Source organism: Pseudarthrobacter chlorophenolicus (assembly GCF_000962805.1).
GTDB lineage: Bacteria > Actinomycetota > Actinomycetes > Actinomycetales > Micrococcaceae > Arthrobacter > Arthrobacter chlorophenolicus_A.
The window spans coordinates 217,036-233,132 of sequence record NZ_JZTW01000001.1 but is presented as its reverse complement, the minus strand read 5'-3'; the positions used below and the strand labels follow the sequence as shown (position 1 = coordinate 233,132).

13 protein-coding genes are annotated in these 16,097 nt (G+C 65.8%); 2 read left to right on the top strand and 11 right to left on the bottom strand.

Translation table 11 applies throughout. The annotated features are described in order from the left end of the window. Positions 1-45: 45 nt before the first annotated feature. Positions 46-2,871: a S8 family peptidase gene (locus UC32_RS19995; RefSeq protein ID WP_052690494.1), complete on the bottom strand. Its 2,826-nt coding sequence runs from the start codon at positions 2,869-2,871 to the stop codon at positions 46-48. Between the two features lie 591 nt (positions 2,872-3,462). Further along, the gene (locus tag UC32_RS01035; protein WP_235423553.1) at positions 3,463-3,681 is read right to left on the bottom strand and encodes a three-helix bundle dimerization domain-containing protein; all 219 of its coding nucleotides are present in this window, start codon (positions 3,679-3,681) and stop codon (positions 3,463-3,465) included. A gap of 103 nt (positions 3,682-3,784) precedes the next feature. Between UC32_RS01035 and UC32_RS01030 the strand changes: the two genes are divergently transcribed. Continuing rightward, entirely contained in the window at positions 3,785-5,026 is a 1,242-nt protein-coding gene (locus UC32_RS01030; RefSeq protein ID WP_045729435.1) for an amidohydrolase, read from the top strand. 485 nt (positions 5,027-5,511) lie between these two features. Here the strand turns inward: UC32_RS01030 and UC32_RS01025 are convergent, their stop codons facing one another. From UC32_RS01025 to UC32_RS01010, 4 genes are all read right to left on the bottom strand, one after another. After that, positions 5,512-6,354, bottom strand: coding sequence for an SGNH/GDSL hydrolase family protein (locus UC32_RS01025; RefSeq protein ID WP_235423552.1), 843 nt, complete (start codon positions 6,352-6,354; stop codon positions 5,512-5,514). A gap of 133 nt (positions 6,355-6,487) precedes the next feature. Further along, positions 6,488-7,228, bottom strand: a complete 741-nt coding sequence (locus tag UC32_RS01020; RefSeq protein WP_045729433.1) for a hypothetical protein — start codon at positions 7,226-7,228, stop codon at positions 6,488-6,490. After that, positions 7,225-8,172, bottom strand: coding sequence for an ABC transporter ATP-binding protein (locus UC32_RS01015; RefSeq protein ID WP_045729432.1), 948 nt, complete (start codon positions 8,170-8,172; stop codon positions 7,225-7,227). Before UC32_RS01015 ends, UC32_RS01020 begins: the two co-directional genes overlap by 4 nt. 22 nt (positions 8,173-8,194) lie before the next feature. After that, positions 8,195-8,569: a GntR family transcriptional regulator gene (locus tag UC32_RS01010; RefSeq protein ID WP_045729431.1), complete on the bottom strand. Its 375-nt coding sequence runs from the start codon at positions 8,567-8,569 to the stop codon at positions 8,195-8,197. Positions 8,570-8,760: 191 nt separating this feature from the next. On the opposite strand from UC32_RS01010, the gene UC32_RS01005 reads away from it, so the two are divergent. After that, positions 8,761-9,045: a hypothetical protein gene (locus tag UC32_RS01005; protein WP_045729833.1), complete on the top strand. Its 285-nt coding sequence runs from the start codon at positions 8,761-8,763 to the stop codon at positions 9,043-9,045. Between the two features lie 83 nt (positions 9,046-9,128). Here the strand turns inward: UC32_RS01005 and UC32_RS01000 are convergent, their stop codons facing one another. From UC32_RS01000 to UC32_RS00980, 5 genes are all read right to left on the bottom strand, one after another. Further along, positions 9,129-10,061, bottom strand: coding sequence for a lipid kinase (locus tag UC32_RS01000; protein ID WP_045729430.1), 933 nt, complete (start codon positions 10,059-10,061; stop codon positions 9,129-9,131). Positions 10,062-10,406: 345 nt separating this feature from the next. Then, entirely contained in the window at positions 10,407-12,596 is a 2,190-nt protein-coding gene (locus tag UC32_RS19990) for an RCC1 domain-containing protein (protein ID WP_161797253.1), read from the bottom strand. 475 nt (positions 12,597-13,071) lie between these two features. Continuing rightward, a complete protein-coding gene (locus tag UC32_RS00990) occupies positions 13,072-13,830 on the bottom strand; it encodes a hypothetical protein (RefSeq protein ID WP_152642524.1) in 759 nt (252 codons plus the stop codon). A gap of 160 nt (positions 13,831-13,990) precedes the next feature. Continuing rightward, entirely contained in the window at positions 13,991-14,806 is an 816-nt protein-coding gene (locus UC32_RS00985) for an MBL fold metallo-hydrolase (protein ID WP_045729428.1), read from the bottom strand. 217 nt (positions 14,807-15,023) lie between these two features. Next, positions 15,024-16,076, bottom strand: coding sequence for a LacI family DNA-binding transcriptional regulator (locus tag UC32_RS00980; protein WP_045729427.1), 1,053 nt, complete (start codon positions 16,074-16,076; stop codon positions 15,024-15,026). Positions 16,077-16,097 lie beyond the last annotated feature (21 nt).

The following is a 16,097-nucleotide window of genomic DNA, read 5'->3' as shown; positions in this document are numbered from 1 at the left end:
TTTCGGTAACTAGGCTAAACGGGAGCTGGGAAAAGCCTCCATGGATCACCCCGGAAGGAAGTATCCGGAGACGTCAGCGATCAGGTGCGTGACCCCCGCCGAGCGGTTGAACAGGGCCACCCCTCCGTGCTGGAGAATCGGTGTCGTAACCGAGTTTGCAACGATCTGGCCCCTGTCGAAGTTGACGCTGGAGATGTCCGGACGGGTTACCCCCACAGGGAAAGCAGTGACGAATCCATTCGACGTCGCCTGGGCCACGGTGAGGTTCATTACCATCGCCGTGGCACCTGCGGGAATGCCGTGTTCCCGGGCAACTTGGAAGGACGTTGTGTCATCCGGCGCGAGCGGGTAAATCGAGCGGGTATCCAGGAAGCGCGTCGGGGCGGCCAGCGGCTGGAAGGTGCCGCCCGCCGTCGGGGTTCCGGACAGGTAGTAGCCGGAGACGTCCGCGATCAGGTGGGTGGCCCCGTTGGAGCGGTTGTAAAGCATCACTTTCCCGTCCGGGCCCACCGGGACGGTCACGGAGTTGGGGATGATCTGTCCGGCGGCAAAGTTGATGTTGGAGGCGTTAGGCCGGTTAACCCCCGTGGGATACGCGGTGACGAAGCCGTTGGACTTCGCTTCCGCCACCGTCAGGTTCAGTACGACGGCGGAGACGGTGGCAGGCAATCCGTTGGCTCCTGCCACCTGGAAGGCCCGGGCTGTATCGGGTGCGACGGCGGTGGTGCTTCGTGTGTCCAGAAAGCGCTTGGGTGCTATCGACTTGAAGGCGCCCGGCGCTGTCACCTCGCCCTCGCGGTAGTAGCCGGAGATGTCGGCAATGAGGTGAGTGGCCCCCGCGGACCTGTTGAAGAGTGTCACCTTTCCGTCGGCGCCCACGGGCACAGTGACGGAGTTGGCCACGATCTGGCCCTTGTCGAAGTTCAGGTTGGATGCGTCCGGACGCGCGGTCCCGGAAGCGTAGGCAGTGACAAACCCGAAGGACCGCGCCTCCGCGACCGTCAAATTGAAGACCACTGCGGACACCTTGGCCGGTATACCGTTGCGCCCTGCCACCTGGAAGGAGACGGTGGAATCTTTGGCCACGATGGAACTGCTCCGGGTGTCGAGGGCCCGGAACGGGGTGACGGTGATCAGCGATCCGGCAACCGGTGCAAAGGTGGTGGCGTAGGTGTGGGACCACTGGATATTGGCACCGGCCATCAGCGTGTAGCCGGGGATCGACCGTGCAAACACGCTGACAGTTCCTGACCCTGCGTGGGTTCCGGCGGGAAGGACTGACCCAGCGAAACCGACGTACTCCACGCCCTGCACTTCCGGCACCGTCAAGGTGTCATTGGCAGTGCCATCCTTGTCGGAGAATGTCACCGCGGCCGGAATGACCGTTTTCGCCGGCAGGTCTTGGTTCGTCAAGGCCAGGGCCTTGGCGGCGTCCACCAGTCCGGCACCGCAGCCTTCGGGGCAGGCGACCGGTAGAGGCCGGGCCGTGGCTTTGAGCCGGGCTTTCACCATGTCCGGGGTGTAGGTGCTGCCCACTTCAGACATGAGCATGGCCGCGATTGCGGATACGTGCGGGGCGGCCATCGAGGTGCCTTGCAAGAGTTCGTAGGCTTCGCCCTCCGGCACGGTGAAGCCGAAGTTCGAGGTGGAGACGATGCCGGTCCAGGGGTTCTCGCTGGTCATGTTGCTGCCGCCGGGGGCGGTGATGTCCACGGCGGACCCGTAGTTTGAGTAGTCGGCACGGGCGCCGTCTACTCCGGAGGCCGCCACAGTGATGACGTTCTGGCAGTTGGCCGGGCTGATTTCCGCTGCTGGCTGGCCGGAGTTCCCGGCGGCCACCACAACTACCGTGCCGGCGTTGTGGGCAAAGTTGATGGCGTTTTGTTCGGTAAGCGAGCAGGCAGCGGTTCCGCCGAGGCTGAGGTTGACTACGTGGGCGCGTCTCGGATTGGCGGGTACTCCGGACACGGCGCCGCCGGCGGCCCAGATGATGGAGTCCGCAACGTCCGAGATGTAGCCTCCGCAGGGGCCGATGGCGCGAATGGGGAGGATCTTGGCGGCGGGTGCGGCACCAATGATGCCGTTGTTGTTATTGCCGACAGCGGCGATGGTTCCGGCCACGTGTGTGCCATGCCAAGATGAGCGGGACGCCGGGAAGCCTGGCTCGCACTGGTTGTCACTGGCCCAGTCCCCCTGGTCCTGCGGGTTGGGATCACGCCCGTCGCCGTCCCGGGCCCAGCCCGGGTTGGACAGCATGTCGTAGCCGGAGAGGACATTGGCAGCCAGGTCCGAATGGTAGGTGATGCCACTGTCCACCACGGCCACCACGGCGCCTTCGCCGCTGTTGTAGTCCCAGGCGCCAGGTACCCGGATGCCCGCGGCATCGTCCCACAGGTTCCACTGGGACGGGTATCCGGGGTCGTTGGGGGCAGTAGCGGTTGCCTGGACGACAGTGTCCGGCTCAGCGTAGGCCACGTCGGGGCTGGAGCGGAGTGCCGCCAGGAAGGTGTCAGCCTCGGCACCGTGAAGTGACTTGCCGGTCTTCACCACCTGCGCGCCGGTCGCGGTAGCCCGCACGTACTGGGCGGCAGTGCCCACGCGGCCTGCGGCTGACCGTGCTGCCTGGGCCGTCACGGCTGCTTCGGAAGCAATGTTGCCGCGGCTCTTGAGGCCCACAATGAACTGGTCCGTTGGTACGGCAGCCGAAGCGGACCGTGGACTCGGGTCCCGCAGGGGCAGCTCGGCGGCCGCGGTTGGTTTGGCGGGCTGGGGTGGCTCGGTGGCCTGGGCGGGAAGGGCCGTCAGGGCAGCACCGGCGAGCACGGTGACCAGCGTGAGGGCAGCGGCAGCGAAGGGCCGGGGGTTGAACATGGGCGGGCATCCTTGAGACGGGCGCCAGCCACGAACGGGGGCCTAGCGCGGACAGCCGGGAATCACCAGCTGACCCCCGCCCTGATTATAGCCATCGAGTTGACTATTCGGAGGACATTACGGAACCGGACCCATGGGATTTTGAGGGTGGTCTCCCGGGGCCAGATGCCCTGACCACCCGGCACTGCGCCGGTGGTATTTCCCGCAACGTGCACAGCGGCGCCGGTAGCCGCCATCCGGCGCCACTTCCGCCAGCCAGTGGTGTCCCACGTTGAGCCTGCACAACAGCACCCGCAACATCAGTCCGCCCCGTTCCTACGAGTCAGGCCAGCCGACGGGAGCGTGTGTCCAGCTTCCGCCCCAGTCATCGATTCGGCGGCACCGCTGGCACTGCTTATAGCGTCGGCCGTCCTCAGCGTGTTCCAGATGCCACTCATGGCGGATGTTCAGCTTGCACAGCAGGGCCCACAACACAGCGTTCTCCTCCCGCAGGATTCCAGCGTCCGCCCTTGCTCACATTATGTTCCCGAGCGGGGCCCGGGAACAGAGGCCCGACTGAGACGCGGGGAGGTCCCGGACCCTGCCGGCCGGCTACCGGCTCAGGGTGTGCAGGCGGTCCCGCGCCGCGTGCTCCACGAGGATGGGCACAAAGTCCCGCACCCTGCCGCGGTCCAGTGACCGGTGCTCCTCCTGGACAACGTCCTCGATCACCTGCCGGGACACGCCGGGGTGCCGTTCGGCAAGCCGGTCCACTACGGCGGACAGTGCCCGCACCTCTTCGCTGACGCCCATCGGCACAGGATCAGGCATCGCCCGCAGTGGTTCAAGTCTTGACTTATCCCGGCGCCTGCAGGCGAAGAACGAACGACGGCGGCCCATACCTGGCCGGGCAAACGGACTGCATACTGGCCTGATGAGCAATGCGGAGAAAGTACTGGCAGGCATTGAGGCGGAGATGGGCTGGATCCGGGAGACGTACCGGGACCTGCACCGCCATCCCGAATTGAGCCTTGAGGAGCACCGGACCGCCGGGCTGGTGGAGGACAAACTCGCCGCGTTCGGTTACCGCGTGGTCCGTCTGGGAGGCACCGGCGTCGTGGGCGTGCTGGAAAACGGCGTCGGGCCCACTGTGCTGGCGCGGGCGGACATGGATGCGCTTCCCGTTACCGAGGCCACCGAACTTTCCTACGCGTCTGAGGTGGCCGGCGTCATGCACGCCTGCGGACACGATGTGCATGTCAGTACCCTTCTGGGCGCCGCCAAACTGATGGCGGACGGCCGCGGCGCCTGGTCCGGCACCTACATCGCCCTCTTCCAGCCCGCCGAGGAGGTGGGTGCCGGGTCCAGGGCAATGGTCGACGACGGCCTGGCCGCCAAGGTGCCGCGGCCCGACGTCGCGCTGGCCCAGCATGTGATGCCGGCCCCGGCGGGAACTGTTTCGACCACGGCCGGCCCGGTGCTCTCCGCCGGCGACTCCCTTCGGATCACCGTGTACGGCAAGGGCGCCCACGGGTCCATGCCGCACATGGCCGTTGACCCCGTAGTGCTGGGGGCGGCCATCGTGCTGCGGCTGCAGACCGTCGTGTCGCGGGAAATACGGCCTGGCGAGTTTGCCGTCCTGACCGTCGGGGCACTGAACGCCGGAACCAAGTCCAACATCATCCCGGACCGGGCCGAGTTGCTCCTGAACATCCGCACCTACGATCCCCAGGTGCGGTCCACAATTCTGGCGGCCATCGAGCGGATTGTCAGAGGGGAATGCCTGGCCGCGGAGTCCCCGCGCGAGCCGGACTTCGAGTTTTACGACCAGTTCCCGCTGACGGACAATGATGCCGCCGTGACGGAACAGGTCACCGCCGCCTTCACATCCTATTTCGGCGCCGCTGCGGTGGGCCGCGCGCAGCCCCAAACCGCGTCCGAGGACTTCAGCCACATCCCGGATGCCTTCGGGGTGCCCTACACCTTCTGGCTGTTGGGCGGCGTGGACCCGGCAGCGTATGCAGAGGCCGTGCAGCAGGGAACCGTAAGCCGCGACATCCCCGGCAACCACTCGCCCTTCTTCGCCCCGGTGCTGGACCCCACCCTGTCCATGGGAGTCCAGGCCCAGGTGGTGGCGGCATTGTCGTGGCTCGCCCCGGACACCAACCGCCCGTAAACGCCAGTCCCCGCTCCGAACCCGATTCGCGTCTTCGATTTCGACCCGCAAATTCGACCCCGACCTCCAGATACCCCGTGCGCCAGCGAATGTGCGCGTCGAAATTGCCGTTGCGCGTCGCGGCGAACACAATCCCAGGCTGACCATTCCCAACAACCAGCCGCGGGCAAGTTCCCGGCCGCGCCAGTCTTGAGGAATTCTTGACCCTAATTGGCGCAGATGTTGAGCCGGTTCCCGCACAGTTTGCAGTGAAGGATGGGAATGCATGGGGGTGCACCTGGGAACTGAGGCCCAGTCAGCCCATTCCTGCAGTCGGCGTAAAACCCGATGGTCTCGATCGCTTGGCGGCGTCGTTACGGCGCCGCCAGGCGGTCCACCACAAATTCACAAAGACCGGGGCCGACGGCGGAGGCGGCGGATCAGCGTTGATCCGCAAATAGCCGCCGGCCCCCACACTTCTTAATCACCAGCTCGCAAGGGCAGCCCTAATCCACCAGCGCTGCCCAGGACTCCAGGAACTTGTCCGCGATGTAGGCGTGCCCGGCGGTGTTCGGGTGCGCGCCGTCGGCATCGAATCCTGGGCTGTTCGCGGCGGTGAACCAGCGGCCCTCCACTGCGTCAATGAACGGGGCGTTTGCCGCATCGGCACCGGCCCGGACTGCACTATTCACATCCCGCAGGTCCTCCCCCAGCGGCTGCGGCGCCGACGGCCCGAGCACCACCACCTGCACCCCCGGCCAGAACCGGCGGGCCGCTTCGATGGTCTGGCGGGTTGCCGCAGTGATCTCACCGCTGTCCGTGATCTGGGCGTCGTTCTGCCCGCCCTGGAGGATCAGCAGGTTGGGGACGAACGCAGGGTTGTTGGCAGCGGTCTGCCGCAGCCGGACCTCGTATTCGCCGCCCTGGTCATCCCTGGCTCCGCCGCCCCAAGCGAACCCGGTTCCCCCGCGGCCGTCGATGTTGGTGGGATACCCCAGCGAGCCCGCCACGAGGTTCGCCCAGCTTTCGTCCGGCTGGTCCGCGCCGTCGCCAGCGGTGTAGGAGTCCCCCATGATGAGCAGGACGGGACTGGCGGGCAGCTCGATCTTTGCGGGCCTGCCCGTTGAGGTGGACGTGGGAGTAGGAGAGGGTGAAACGGCAGCAGGCGAACCGGCGGCCGATGCCGCAGGGGTGCTCGCCGCCGCCACCGGGGCGGTCCCGCCCGGGTCCCGTGGGCCCATGAGGGCCAGCGCGGCAACCCCGAAGGCCGCAACCGCCAGCACCAAAAGTGCCGCGTACTTGATCCACTCCCCCACAGGCGCGCCCGGGCGCCGACCGTTTCCCCTCACCCGCAAAATCTTACTTGCCGGCACCTGCCGTCGCCGCGCTCAAGACGACTCCCCACACAGGAAAGACGTACGACGGCGGCACGCGGCCGCCGTCGTACGTCCTTCTCTTGCGCTGGTTCAGGCCGCTCCGGACTCAGGCGGGCATCCTGCGCAGGGTCAGGTAGGAACCGACCGCCAGCAGCCCGGTGACCGGGATGGCCCACAACGTCAGGCCCAGCGCTCCGGTGGCCATGAACCATTGGCCCACGGCCGGCCAGGCCTGCTGGAACGTCACCAGCGCAATGAAGCCGACCAGTGCCAGGCCCAACGCCAGCAGGACGATGGTCAGTCCCAGGGCGCCGAACCGCTTGAAAATGGTGGCGAACCAGAAACCGATGGTGAAGAAGAACATGGTGGCCGTGAAGTAGGCCAGCGCGGCCGCGAACGGTCCGGCCGCCCACACCCAGTCCAGGTAGGCGAAGTAGCCGTTGATCCCGTAGCCGCCGGTGGCCTGCTCGAACAGCCCCAGCAGCACGAACACCAGGGACATGCCCACCCCACTGACCGCCGCGGCCGCGAGCGAGCCCAGGAAGAACTCCCGCCGCGTGAGGCTCATGGCCTGCGAGAAGGGGAACGTCATTGTCATGGCCTGGATGCCGATGGCGAGGAAGTACCACAGGGGCGCCTGCGAACCGCCGCCGGCCTTGACCTCGGTGACGCCGGCGCCCCCGATGATCCAGAAAATCATGATCGACAGGACCCACGAGCCAGCCAGCACCAGCGCCGGTACCCAGATGAAGGTTTGGGTGTTGACGAACTGCAGCCGGACAACGTTGAGCATGCGGTTGCGCGGCACCTGGTGTTGCAGGGCTGCGCCGGAATCAAGGGTTGTCATCGCAGGCTTCCTTCCTGGGTATCGGCGTCGGAGCCGGTTGATGCGAAAGCGTCGCCGGTGGAGCGGTCGCGGCCGGAGCGCTGCTGGGTGAGGCGCACAATGAGTTGCTGCAGTGAGACGGGCGCGAGTTCGAGGCCGTCGGCAACAACGGCGGCGCGTTCGGCGCCGTCCAGGCGGCCCAGGAAGGTCACCGATGCCACCCGGCCCAGGCCTTCGCGGTGGATGACTTCCCGGCCGTTCACGGCCCGCTCCACTGCGGCGGCGTCGCCCACCACATTGGTGGCCAATGCCCGGGCGTCCTCAGCCGATTCGTCCATGATGATGCGTCCGGCGTCGATCAGGAGCACCCGTTCGATGAGGTTGGAGACTTCGTCGATGAGGTGGCTGGAGAGCAGGATGGTCCGCGGGACTTCGGCGTAGTCGGCCAGCAGCCGGTCGTAGAAGATCTGCCGGGCCACGGCGTCGAGCCCCAGGTACGGTTCGTCGAAGAAGGTGACTTCCGCCCGGGATGCCAGGCCGATGATGACCCCCACGGCTGAGAGCTGCCCGCGGGAGAGCTTCTTGATGGTGCGTTTTAGCGGGAGCTGGAAATCGTCGATCAGTTCATCGGCCAGGCCCTGGTCCCACCGGGGAAAGAACAGCCGGGCGGCCGCAAACGCGTGGCGCGGGGTGGCGTCGTCCGGGTATTTCTGGCTTTCCCGGACAAAGCACATGCGGCTGAGGACGCGGGCGTTCTCGTACGGGTTCTCGCCGAACACGCGCACCTCGCCGCTGGTGGGCAGGTTCTGGGCCGTGAGGATGGACATGGCGGTGGTCTTGCCGGCGCCGTTGCGTCCCAGCAGACCGTAGATGGCGTCCTGCTCGATGTCGAAGCTGACACCGTCCAGGGCGAGGGCGTCCTTGTATCGCTTGGTGAGGTTCCTGACCTGTATTACGGAGTTCATCGCGTCCTTCGATCTGGCAGGTTTATGGTTTTGCCGGTGAAACGCCGGCACCGGTGCGGACCAGGTCCGCGACGTCTTCGGGCCCCAACCCGATCCTGCGGGCCTCGGCCAGCAGTGGTTGCACATACCGCTCGGCGAAATCGCTGCGGCGCTCCTTGAGCAGGAGGTCGCGGGCACCCCGGGCGACGAACATTCCGATGCCCCGGCGCTTGTACAGCACGCCCTTGTCCACGAGCATGTTCACGCCTTTGGCCGCAGTAGCCGGATTGATGCGGTGGAACACGGCGAGCTCGTTTGTTGACGGCGCCTGCGACTCCTCGGCGATGCTGCCGTCCAGGATCGATGCCTCGACCTGTTCGGCGATCTGCACGAAGAGTGGTTTGCCTTCGTCCATCAGGCGACCTCCCGGCCAGTTGGTTACTTACTTGACTAACTAACCATGGAAGCGGCTGCTCCGTCAAGGGGAGATAGCTCCGGCCGGGGCCCGCGGAACGGTGTTAGGCAACCGTGACCTCCCGGCAGTTCCGCTGCGGGGCCACAGCCACTACTGTCAACAGCACCATCCGGCTTTACGGAAAAGAGGCGACGATGAGCATCGACATCGGAATTGGTAGCAGCCTCAGCAGCGAGGACGCGGCCCACTTTGTGGCCACAACGGAAGCAATCACGTCCGCCCTGCAGCAGGTCCGGGAAGTCCACTCCGCGTACAGCTGGGTGTGGACGCACGAGATCCGCTGCCGCGGCTGCCACGCCCGCCTCGAGATACCGGTGCTTGCCAGCACCAAGGCCAACGCGGATAAGGCTTTCGCCGCGCACCAGTCGGCGGAGCTGGACGCCTTCCTGGCCGCGGGCGGCGGACCCACCCTCCCGTGAGAAGACGTACGACGGCGGCGCGCGGCCGCCGTCGTACGCTTCCGTTTGACGCTGGCCGCCTCAAAAAGCCGGCGGCGGGCGGGCTACCCGTCCAGTACCGCGGCGGTGCTGTTCTGCGGCACCACGACGTGGACGGCATTGCGCTCAACCGTGAAGTCTGCGGGCGTGACAGTGGCGATCTCGCCGTCGAGGTTGACCGGCATGGGCGGATCGGTGACCAGCCGGACGCGCTGGGTGGTGAGGTGGTGCACGTCGCTGCGCTCCACGAAGCTGCCGTCCTTGAGCAGCCGGGCGATCCGTACGTGTTCACGCAGCGGTGCGCCGGGGATGGCGTAGATGTCGAGGGTGTGGTCGTCAATGCCGGCGGTGGGTGAGACGGCGTTTCCTCCCCCGTAGTGCTTGCCGTTGCCCACGGCCACCTGCAGCAGGTTCTCAAGCTCGATGGCCTGGTGGTCGCCGTCGGGGAATTCGAGTCGCGCCTGGAACGGCTGGTGCCGGGCGTAGGCGCGGACGGCTGCGACAACGTAGGCGAGCGGGCCGAGGCGGCGTTTCAGGCGCGGGCTGAGGGTTTCGGTGACTCCCACCGAAAGACCGACGGAGGCCACGTTGAGGAAGGGCTGGCCGTTGACGCGGCCGAGGTCGATGTCCACCACTTTGCCGTCGGCGAGCGCGGCGCAGGCGGCAGGTAGAGTGCCGGGGATCTCCAGGGTGCGGGCGAGGTCGTTGGCTGTTCCCAACGGCAGGACACCGAGTACCGTCCCGGTTCCGGCGAGCCTGCCAGCGGCAAAGGACACGGTTCCGTCGCCGCCGCCCACCACCACCAGGTCGTGGCCCATGGCAATCACCTGGTCAAGGGTCCCGGACAGGTCCGTGCCGGACTGGATCCTGTGGACGGCTGTGACGGACAGGCCGGCGTTCCGCAGCATGTCCACCGCCTGGTCCGCCGCTACCGCTCCCAGGCGTGCGCCGGCGTTGATCACCACGGCAACGGACTGGGCGTCTCGGGCGGCTTTCATGGGCTCCATCCTAGGGTGATGGAGCTGGGAGGACCCTGCGTGTTTCCTGTGCAGGGTGATCTTGAAGCCTAAGGCCGGCGACGCCTTCCGGGTAGAGGGCCCGGCGGTCTCACGGACGGGCCCGGCGCCGCCGGCACATACAAGTAGACGCTTTTGCGGCAGTTGCGGCACCAGTAGCTATTACGCCAATTTCCGCTGGGATGCCTGCCGGGGCGGCCAAGTGGTACTCAACCGTTCGCCATTTTTTGGCGTTTGGGGGCAGATCCAACTGGGTAAGGGAGCAGCAGAGAACCCCGCGGAAAGTGATATCCCCCGCGGGGTTTCTCGCGTCAGATCCGTGGCCCGCTACGCCAGGCGCCTTACATTGGTGAGCCCTTGGACCACCGCGGGAGTGCTGCTGCTCGTCGTGGTGCCATTGCAGAGCTGGCCTTCGCCGTTGTAACCCCATGCCCGTACCGTTCCATCGGTGAGCTGCGCGTACGTGCTGAATCCATTCGTCGTAATCGCGGCAACCCGTGCCAGACCAATAACCTGGGCAGGTGAACGGGTAACCGTTGTGGTGCCGTTGCCAACCTGGCCGTTGGGGTTGTATCCCCAGGCACGGACCGTCCCATCAGCCAACACAGCGTAGGCCGTGCCGTAACCGGCCGAGATCGAAGCTACTCGGGTCAGGCCAGCCACTGTAACCGGAACGTTGCTGTTTTCTCTGATTGAGCCGTCACCCAATCCGCCGGAACGGTTTCCGCCCCAAGCACGAACTGTGCCATCGCTGAGCAGGGCATAGGCACCTCCACCTGCGGTCGTAATGGAAGTGACGCCGAAGAGCCCGGAGACCGGGACGGGGGCCGGAATGCTGTTGGTCCATATTGGGCTGCCGGAACCAGTCTGGCCGTCAAGGTTGGACCCCCAGGCGCGAACCGTTCCATCGGTGAGCAGCGCGTAGGCGTTCTGATAAGCAACAGCGATCGACTCTACGCCAGTGAGGCCCCTGACCCGGACCGGCGCATTCCTGTCGGTCGTAGTGCCATCGCCCAATTGACCGTTGTAGTTGTGACCCCAGGCCCATACTTTCCCGTCGGCTAGCACCGCATAAGTGGCGAGAAAGGTAGCGCTGAGGGAGGTAACTCCCGTCAGGCCGACTACCTTGACCGGGGTGCTGATGTAGGCGGTGGCACTGTTAAAGGGCGTGGTGGGGCTGCAGCCCGAGGTGCCGTTACCCAACATGCCGTCGCAATTGTTGCCCCAGGCCCGGACTGTCCCGTCAGCCAACAACGCATATGCGGTGTCGGTATCGGCAACAATCGAGGTCACTCCTCTGAGTCCAACCACTTGGACCGGAGCGTCGCGGTAGTGGGTGGTGCCGTCGCCCAGTTGGCCCATGTTGTTCTGGCCCCAGGCCCAAACCGTGCCGTCAGCCCGTAACACGTACCTGCTGTCGCGACCTTGGGCGGACATGACCACATCCGTGAACCCCGCTACGCCGATCGGTGCGAGACTGCTTTGAAAGTTGCCATTGCCAAGCTGCCCGGAGCCGTTGGCGCCCCAGACGACCGCTGAGCTCGTTGTCATTCCGGGGAGGTAGTATCCGGACACATCCGCAATCAGATGGGAGGTGGCTGCGGACCGGTTGAAAAGGGTCACCTTTCCATCGATGCCCACCGGGACTGTGACAGAGTTCGGAATCGTCTGTCCGGCGGCAAAGTTTACATTCGAGGCATTGGGCCGGCCTGACCCCGACGCGTAGGCCGAAATGAACCCGAACGACGCCGGGCTGGTGACCGTGAGGTTGAAAGTCACGGCCGCAGCGTTCGCTGGAACTCCCTTCACCCCACCGACTTGAAATGAGGCCACCCCGTCGGCTCCCGCAGCGCCCCTGTTGCGGGTATCCAGAAAACGGGCCGGTGATACGGGAACAAATGTGCCTGCCGCGGTCGGCGTCCCAGCGAGGTAGTAGCCGGAGACGTCCGCGATCAATTGTGTGTTGCCCGAGGAGCGGTTGAAGAGGGTGACTTTGCCGTCGAGACCCACAGGGACCGTAACGGAGTTCGGAACCGTCTGGTCTGTTGCGAAGTTGAGGTTGGAGGAGTTCGGGCGGGCAGAACCGGAGGCATAGGCCGTGATGAACCCGAACGATGTCGGGTTGGCTACGGTGAGGTTAAAGGTGACTGCCGAGACCGTCGCCGGAATTCCGCCCACTCCGCCGACTTGGAAGGATACGGTGCCGTCCGGGCCCACGGGCGCGCCGGTCCGGGTGTCCAGGAGCCTGGCGGGGTCAACAGGGACGAAGGCTCCGGGTTCTGTCGGACGTCCGGCGAGGTAGTAGCCGGAGACGTCCGCGATTAATTGGGTACTGCCGGAGGAGCGGTTGAAGAGGGTTACCTTGCCGTCGGCACCGACCGGGACGGTGACGGAGTTCGCAACAGTTTGGCCCGCGGCGAAGTTCAGGTTGGACGCGTCGGGCCGGTTGCTTCCCGATGCATAGGCGGAGACGAAGCCGTATGACTGCGGGCCGGTGACGGTGAGGTTAAAAACCACTGCGGAAGCGTCTGCCGGAATCCCGTTTACGCCGCCTACTTGGAAGGAAACCGTCCTGTCCGGACCCGCTGGCGCACTGTTTCGTGTATCCAGGAACCGAGCCGGCGCCACCGAAACAAAGGCACCTTCTGTGGTGGCCTTCGCTGTGGTTCCCACCAATGCCACAGGCGTAGGGGCTGGGGCCGCCGCTGTATCCGCCCGCGCACCAGGCGCGGCCACACCACACAAGACCAGAAGGAGACCCATGGTGGCCGCCACACGGGCAGTTCCCCTCTTGATCCGTGCACTCGAAAAGACCACGCTGCCCCCAATTGACCTGCCGCAAAATGTGGGCAAACCCCCACTAGTTCCTGCGCAAGATACCACGCAGGGGGCGCAGTTGAGCATTTCGGATTAGTGAAGGCAGTGACCCCGTACTGCTCATGTTGCACCCGGGACCTGCTTTCGGGAGCCGGAGGCTTATTTCAGTAGACACCTACAGCTGAACCGCTTCACCCCGGTCGTCGGTGATTCGGGCCATGGACTCCAGAGATTCAAGGGACTTCACCATCCGCGCGTGGGCCGCCTCTGCGGAAGCAGCAGTGGCCGACTGGCGCTCGCGCAACTCCACTACAGCGGTGTCGAGCATCCCGGCCGTGGCCGGGAGAGGCTCAGGCGACGGATGCGTGATGTACTCGGCCAGGGAGCTGAGCGCTGCCTGGACTTTCAATGCGGCATCGTCGTCCGCCCGGAGCAGCAGCGCTGTCCTGGCTCTCTGGATCCGCTCGATCAGATGGGACGTGTATGTCTGGTCGTCGCCATCGGCTTCACCCATGTAGACGAGTTTGTCGCCGCTCCTGAGGACTATCTCACGGGCCCGAACCAGCCATCGCTGATGTTCAGCGCCCCGGATCCTGGCGGTAATCATCCCGGCCAAAGCGACGCCAGGCATGAGGCCGAACAGATATCCGTAGACGAGCCACGGCGGAACCGTGTTTAGCCAACCTGGCATAATCTCGCGTGAGATGAAATTGGCGACCAGCAGCAGGAGCCCCAACCCTAAGGCCGTCTTCGTCCCCCAGTTCCAACCATCTTCGTTGCGCACCGGTTCTGTGACGCCGGCAGTTTCGGCGGCGGACAAACCGGCGTTAAGCATCGGTGCAACGGCGGTTTCTCTTACGGGGGCAAGCGGGTTCATCGCCGCGTAGACGATGACCGGTGGTAGCGCTTCCACCGCCATTCCTTGCTTTGCCATCTTTGTCCTTCGAAGGAGGGGTGTGCCTGTCGTGCCGGCCAGACGGACTCCACGCTGGCAGACTCGGACCCGATCCTGCCCGCGCTCTGGTCGTTGGAATCTGAGCGAACGTCACCCCCGAAATAGCACCAGCACATGCGTCAAAGGTAGACGCCGCCCGCTAGCTTTCCCGGTGGGTTTCCTGGAGCCGCTTGATGAACCAGCGGGACTGTTCCGGGCCGTAGGGCAGCACGGGGATGGCCTTGGTGGCGTCGTCCGGGGTGTCGCGGATGGACTGGCGGGCCTGGCGGACCGCTGTGGTCAGGGTGTTGGCCATGGTCTTGACGAACCCGTCGCTGCACGGCTTTCCGTGCCCGGGGATGAGGAATTCGTAGCGGTGGCGCAGCGCGGAGATGTGCCGCAGCGCGTCCGCCCACTCCTCGGGGAACGAGTCCTCGAAGGACGGGTGCGCGCCCTGCTCTACCAGGTCCCCCACGTACAGGGTGGTGGAGGTGCCCACCAGCAGATCGCCGTCGGTGTGGCCGCGGCCCAGGTAGAACAGCGTGGCCGTTACGCCGCCCAGATCCACCAGGACCGGCTGGTCGCGGACGATCGCGTTGGGCACCACCAGCTCCACGTTCTCGCCCTCACCGGTGGACATCTCCGGTTCCAGCGTGCCCACGAAGCGGCGCTGCAGGTCACCGCGCTGGTCGATCTCGGTGGCGCAGTTCTCGTGCGCCCAGAATTCCGTGACGCCCGCTTCGGCGAACACCGCGTTGCCGAAGAAGTGGTCGTAATGGGCGTGGGTATTGACGACGACGAGCGGCAGCTGGGTCTTCTCCCGCACCGCGTCCAGGATCTCCTTGCCCTGGCGGGGGCCGCAGCCGGTGTCGATCACCATGGCCCGCTCGGTCCCGACGATCAGTCCGGTGTTCAGCAGCGATCCCTCGGTGACCAGCACATAGTTGTCCGCGCCGACCTCAAGCCATTCCGACATTGTTTCTCCGTACCTCCGGCAAAGCAGTGTGCGTTCGTGTAGTCGTCGATTGTACCCATGGGTCCTTGGCCGGGCCTGTAATAACCCGCGGGGCAGCCTGCCGACACCCACATTTGTTGTCGACCCGCATGTTCGATGGCGCCCACGATATAGCGGCCGCGCCGTCGGATTTGCGCGTCGGAATCGGGTTTGCGCAGCGAAAGTGCACGCCAGGCGGTCAGGCCCTTGGAGGTGCCACGGAATGGCGCCGCACCAGCGGGCAGTCCATCACGGTGGGGGCAGCCGCCATCAGGGCCAGGTCAGTCTTGCCCTCGATGGCATCGATTAGCTGCTCCACGGCCCAGGCCCCCATTTCGTAGTGCGGCAACGCCACGGTGGTGAGGGCCGGGTAGAGGTTGGCGGCGATGAGCTGCTGGTCATCGAAACCCACGATGGACAGGTCAGCAGGAATGGCAAGGCCCAGTTCGGCGGCTGCCCGGTAGGCGCCCATGGCCATCCGGTCGTTGTAGCAGAACAAGGCCGTGGGCACGTCAGCGCCGGCGCCACGTTCGAGGATCCGGCGTGCCGCCTCATAGCCGCCCTGCACCTCGGAGGACGCGGACTCCACCGGTGCCGCACCGCCGTCGAGCCCTGCTTCGTCCAGCGTGTTCCGGAAGCCCTGGAGGCGGAGGTGGGTGGCCGGGACGTCATCGGTGTTGTTCAGGAAACCTATCCGGGTGTGGCCCGCCTCCACCAGGGCGGACACCGCAGTCCGGGCGCCGCTTTCCTCGTCCGGAATCACCGCGGTGATGTTTCCACCGGTGGAAACGGAGTCCACCAGGACCGACGGCACATTGCCGAGGTTGGGCGGCAGGTCAACGTTGCGGTGGTACATGGTGGCGTACAGGATGCCGTCCACCCTCCGTTCGAGGAGGGCCTCGACGTCGGCCTGCCGCGAATCCAGGGTGGCCGCGGCTGAGGTGTTGAGGATCATCAGGTTGTAGCCTCGGGCCTTGGCGGCCTCGTCCGCGCCCAGGATGATCCGGCCCGCGTGCGGCGTGGTGGCGATGTCCTCGCTCAGCAGCCCCAGCATCCCGGTCCGCTGGGTCCGCAGCGCCTGGGCCAGGCGGTTGGGTTCGTAGCCGAGCTGTTCTGCTGCGGCCCTGACCTTCTCCTTGGTTTCGGGCCTGACGCGGGCATACGCCACCTCGTTGAGGACATGGGAGACGGTGGTCACGGACACCCCGGCAGCCAGTGCCACGTCCTTGATTCCCACGTTTTTGTTGCCCATCCGTCTCCCACGCCCTCATGG

What these genes read in the sequence shown, in the direction of transcription:
- UC32_RS00985 (WP_045729428.1), bottom strand. Translation starts at nt 14,806, where the DNA reads ATGTCGGAATGGCTTGAGGTCGGCGCGGACAACTATGTGCTGGTCACC.
- UC32_RS01015 (WP_045729432.1), bottom strand. Translation starts at nt 8,172, where the DNA reads ATGAACTCCGTAATACAGGTCAGGAACCTCACCAAGCGATACAAGGAC.
- UC32_RS01020 (WP_045729433.1), bottom strand. Translation starts at nt 7,228, where the DNA reads ATGACAACCCTTGATTCCGGCGCAGCCCTGCAACACCAGGTGCCGCGC.
- UC32_RS01030 (WP_045729435.1), top strand. Translation starts at nt 3,785, where the DNA reads ATGAGCAATGCGGAGAAAGTACTGGCAGGCATTGAGGCGGAGATGGGC.
- UC32_RS01000 (WP_045729430.1), bottom strand. Translation starts at nt 10,061, where the DNA reads ATGAAAGCCGCCCGAGACGCCCAGTCCGTTGCCGTGGTGATCAACGCC.
- UC32_RS19995 (WP_052690494.1), bottom strand. Translation starts at nt 2,871, where the DNA reads ATGTTCAACCCCCGGCCCTTCGCTGCCGCTGCCCTCACGCTGGTCACC.
- UC32_RS00990 (WP_152642524.1), bottom strand. Translation starts at nt 13,830, where the DNA reads ATGGCAAAGCAAGGAATGGCGGTGGAAGCGCTACCACCGGTCATCGTC.
- UC32_RS01005 (WP_045729833.1), top strand. Translation starts at nt 8,761, where the DNA reads ATGAGCATCGACATCGGAATTGGTAGCAGCCTCAGCAGCGAGGACGCG.
- UC32_RS01035 (WP_235423553.1), bottom strand. Translation starts at nt 3,681, where the DNA reads ATGCCTGATCCTGTGCCGATGGGCGTCAGCGAAGAGGTGCGGGCACTG.
- UC32_RS00980 (WP_045729427.1), bottom strand. Translation starts at nt 16,076, where the DNA reads ATGGGCAACAAAAACGTGGGAATCAAGGACGTGGCACTGGCTGCCGGG.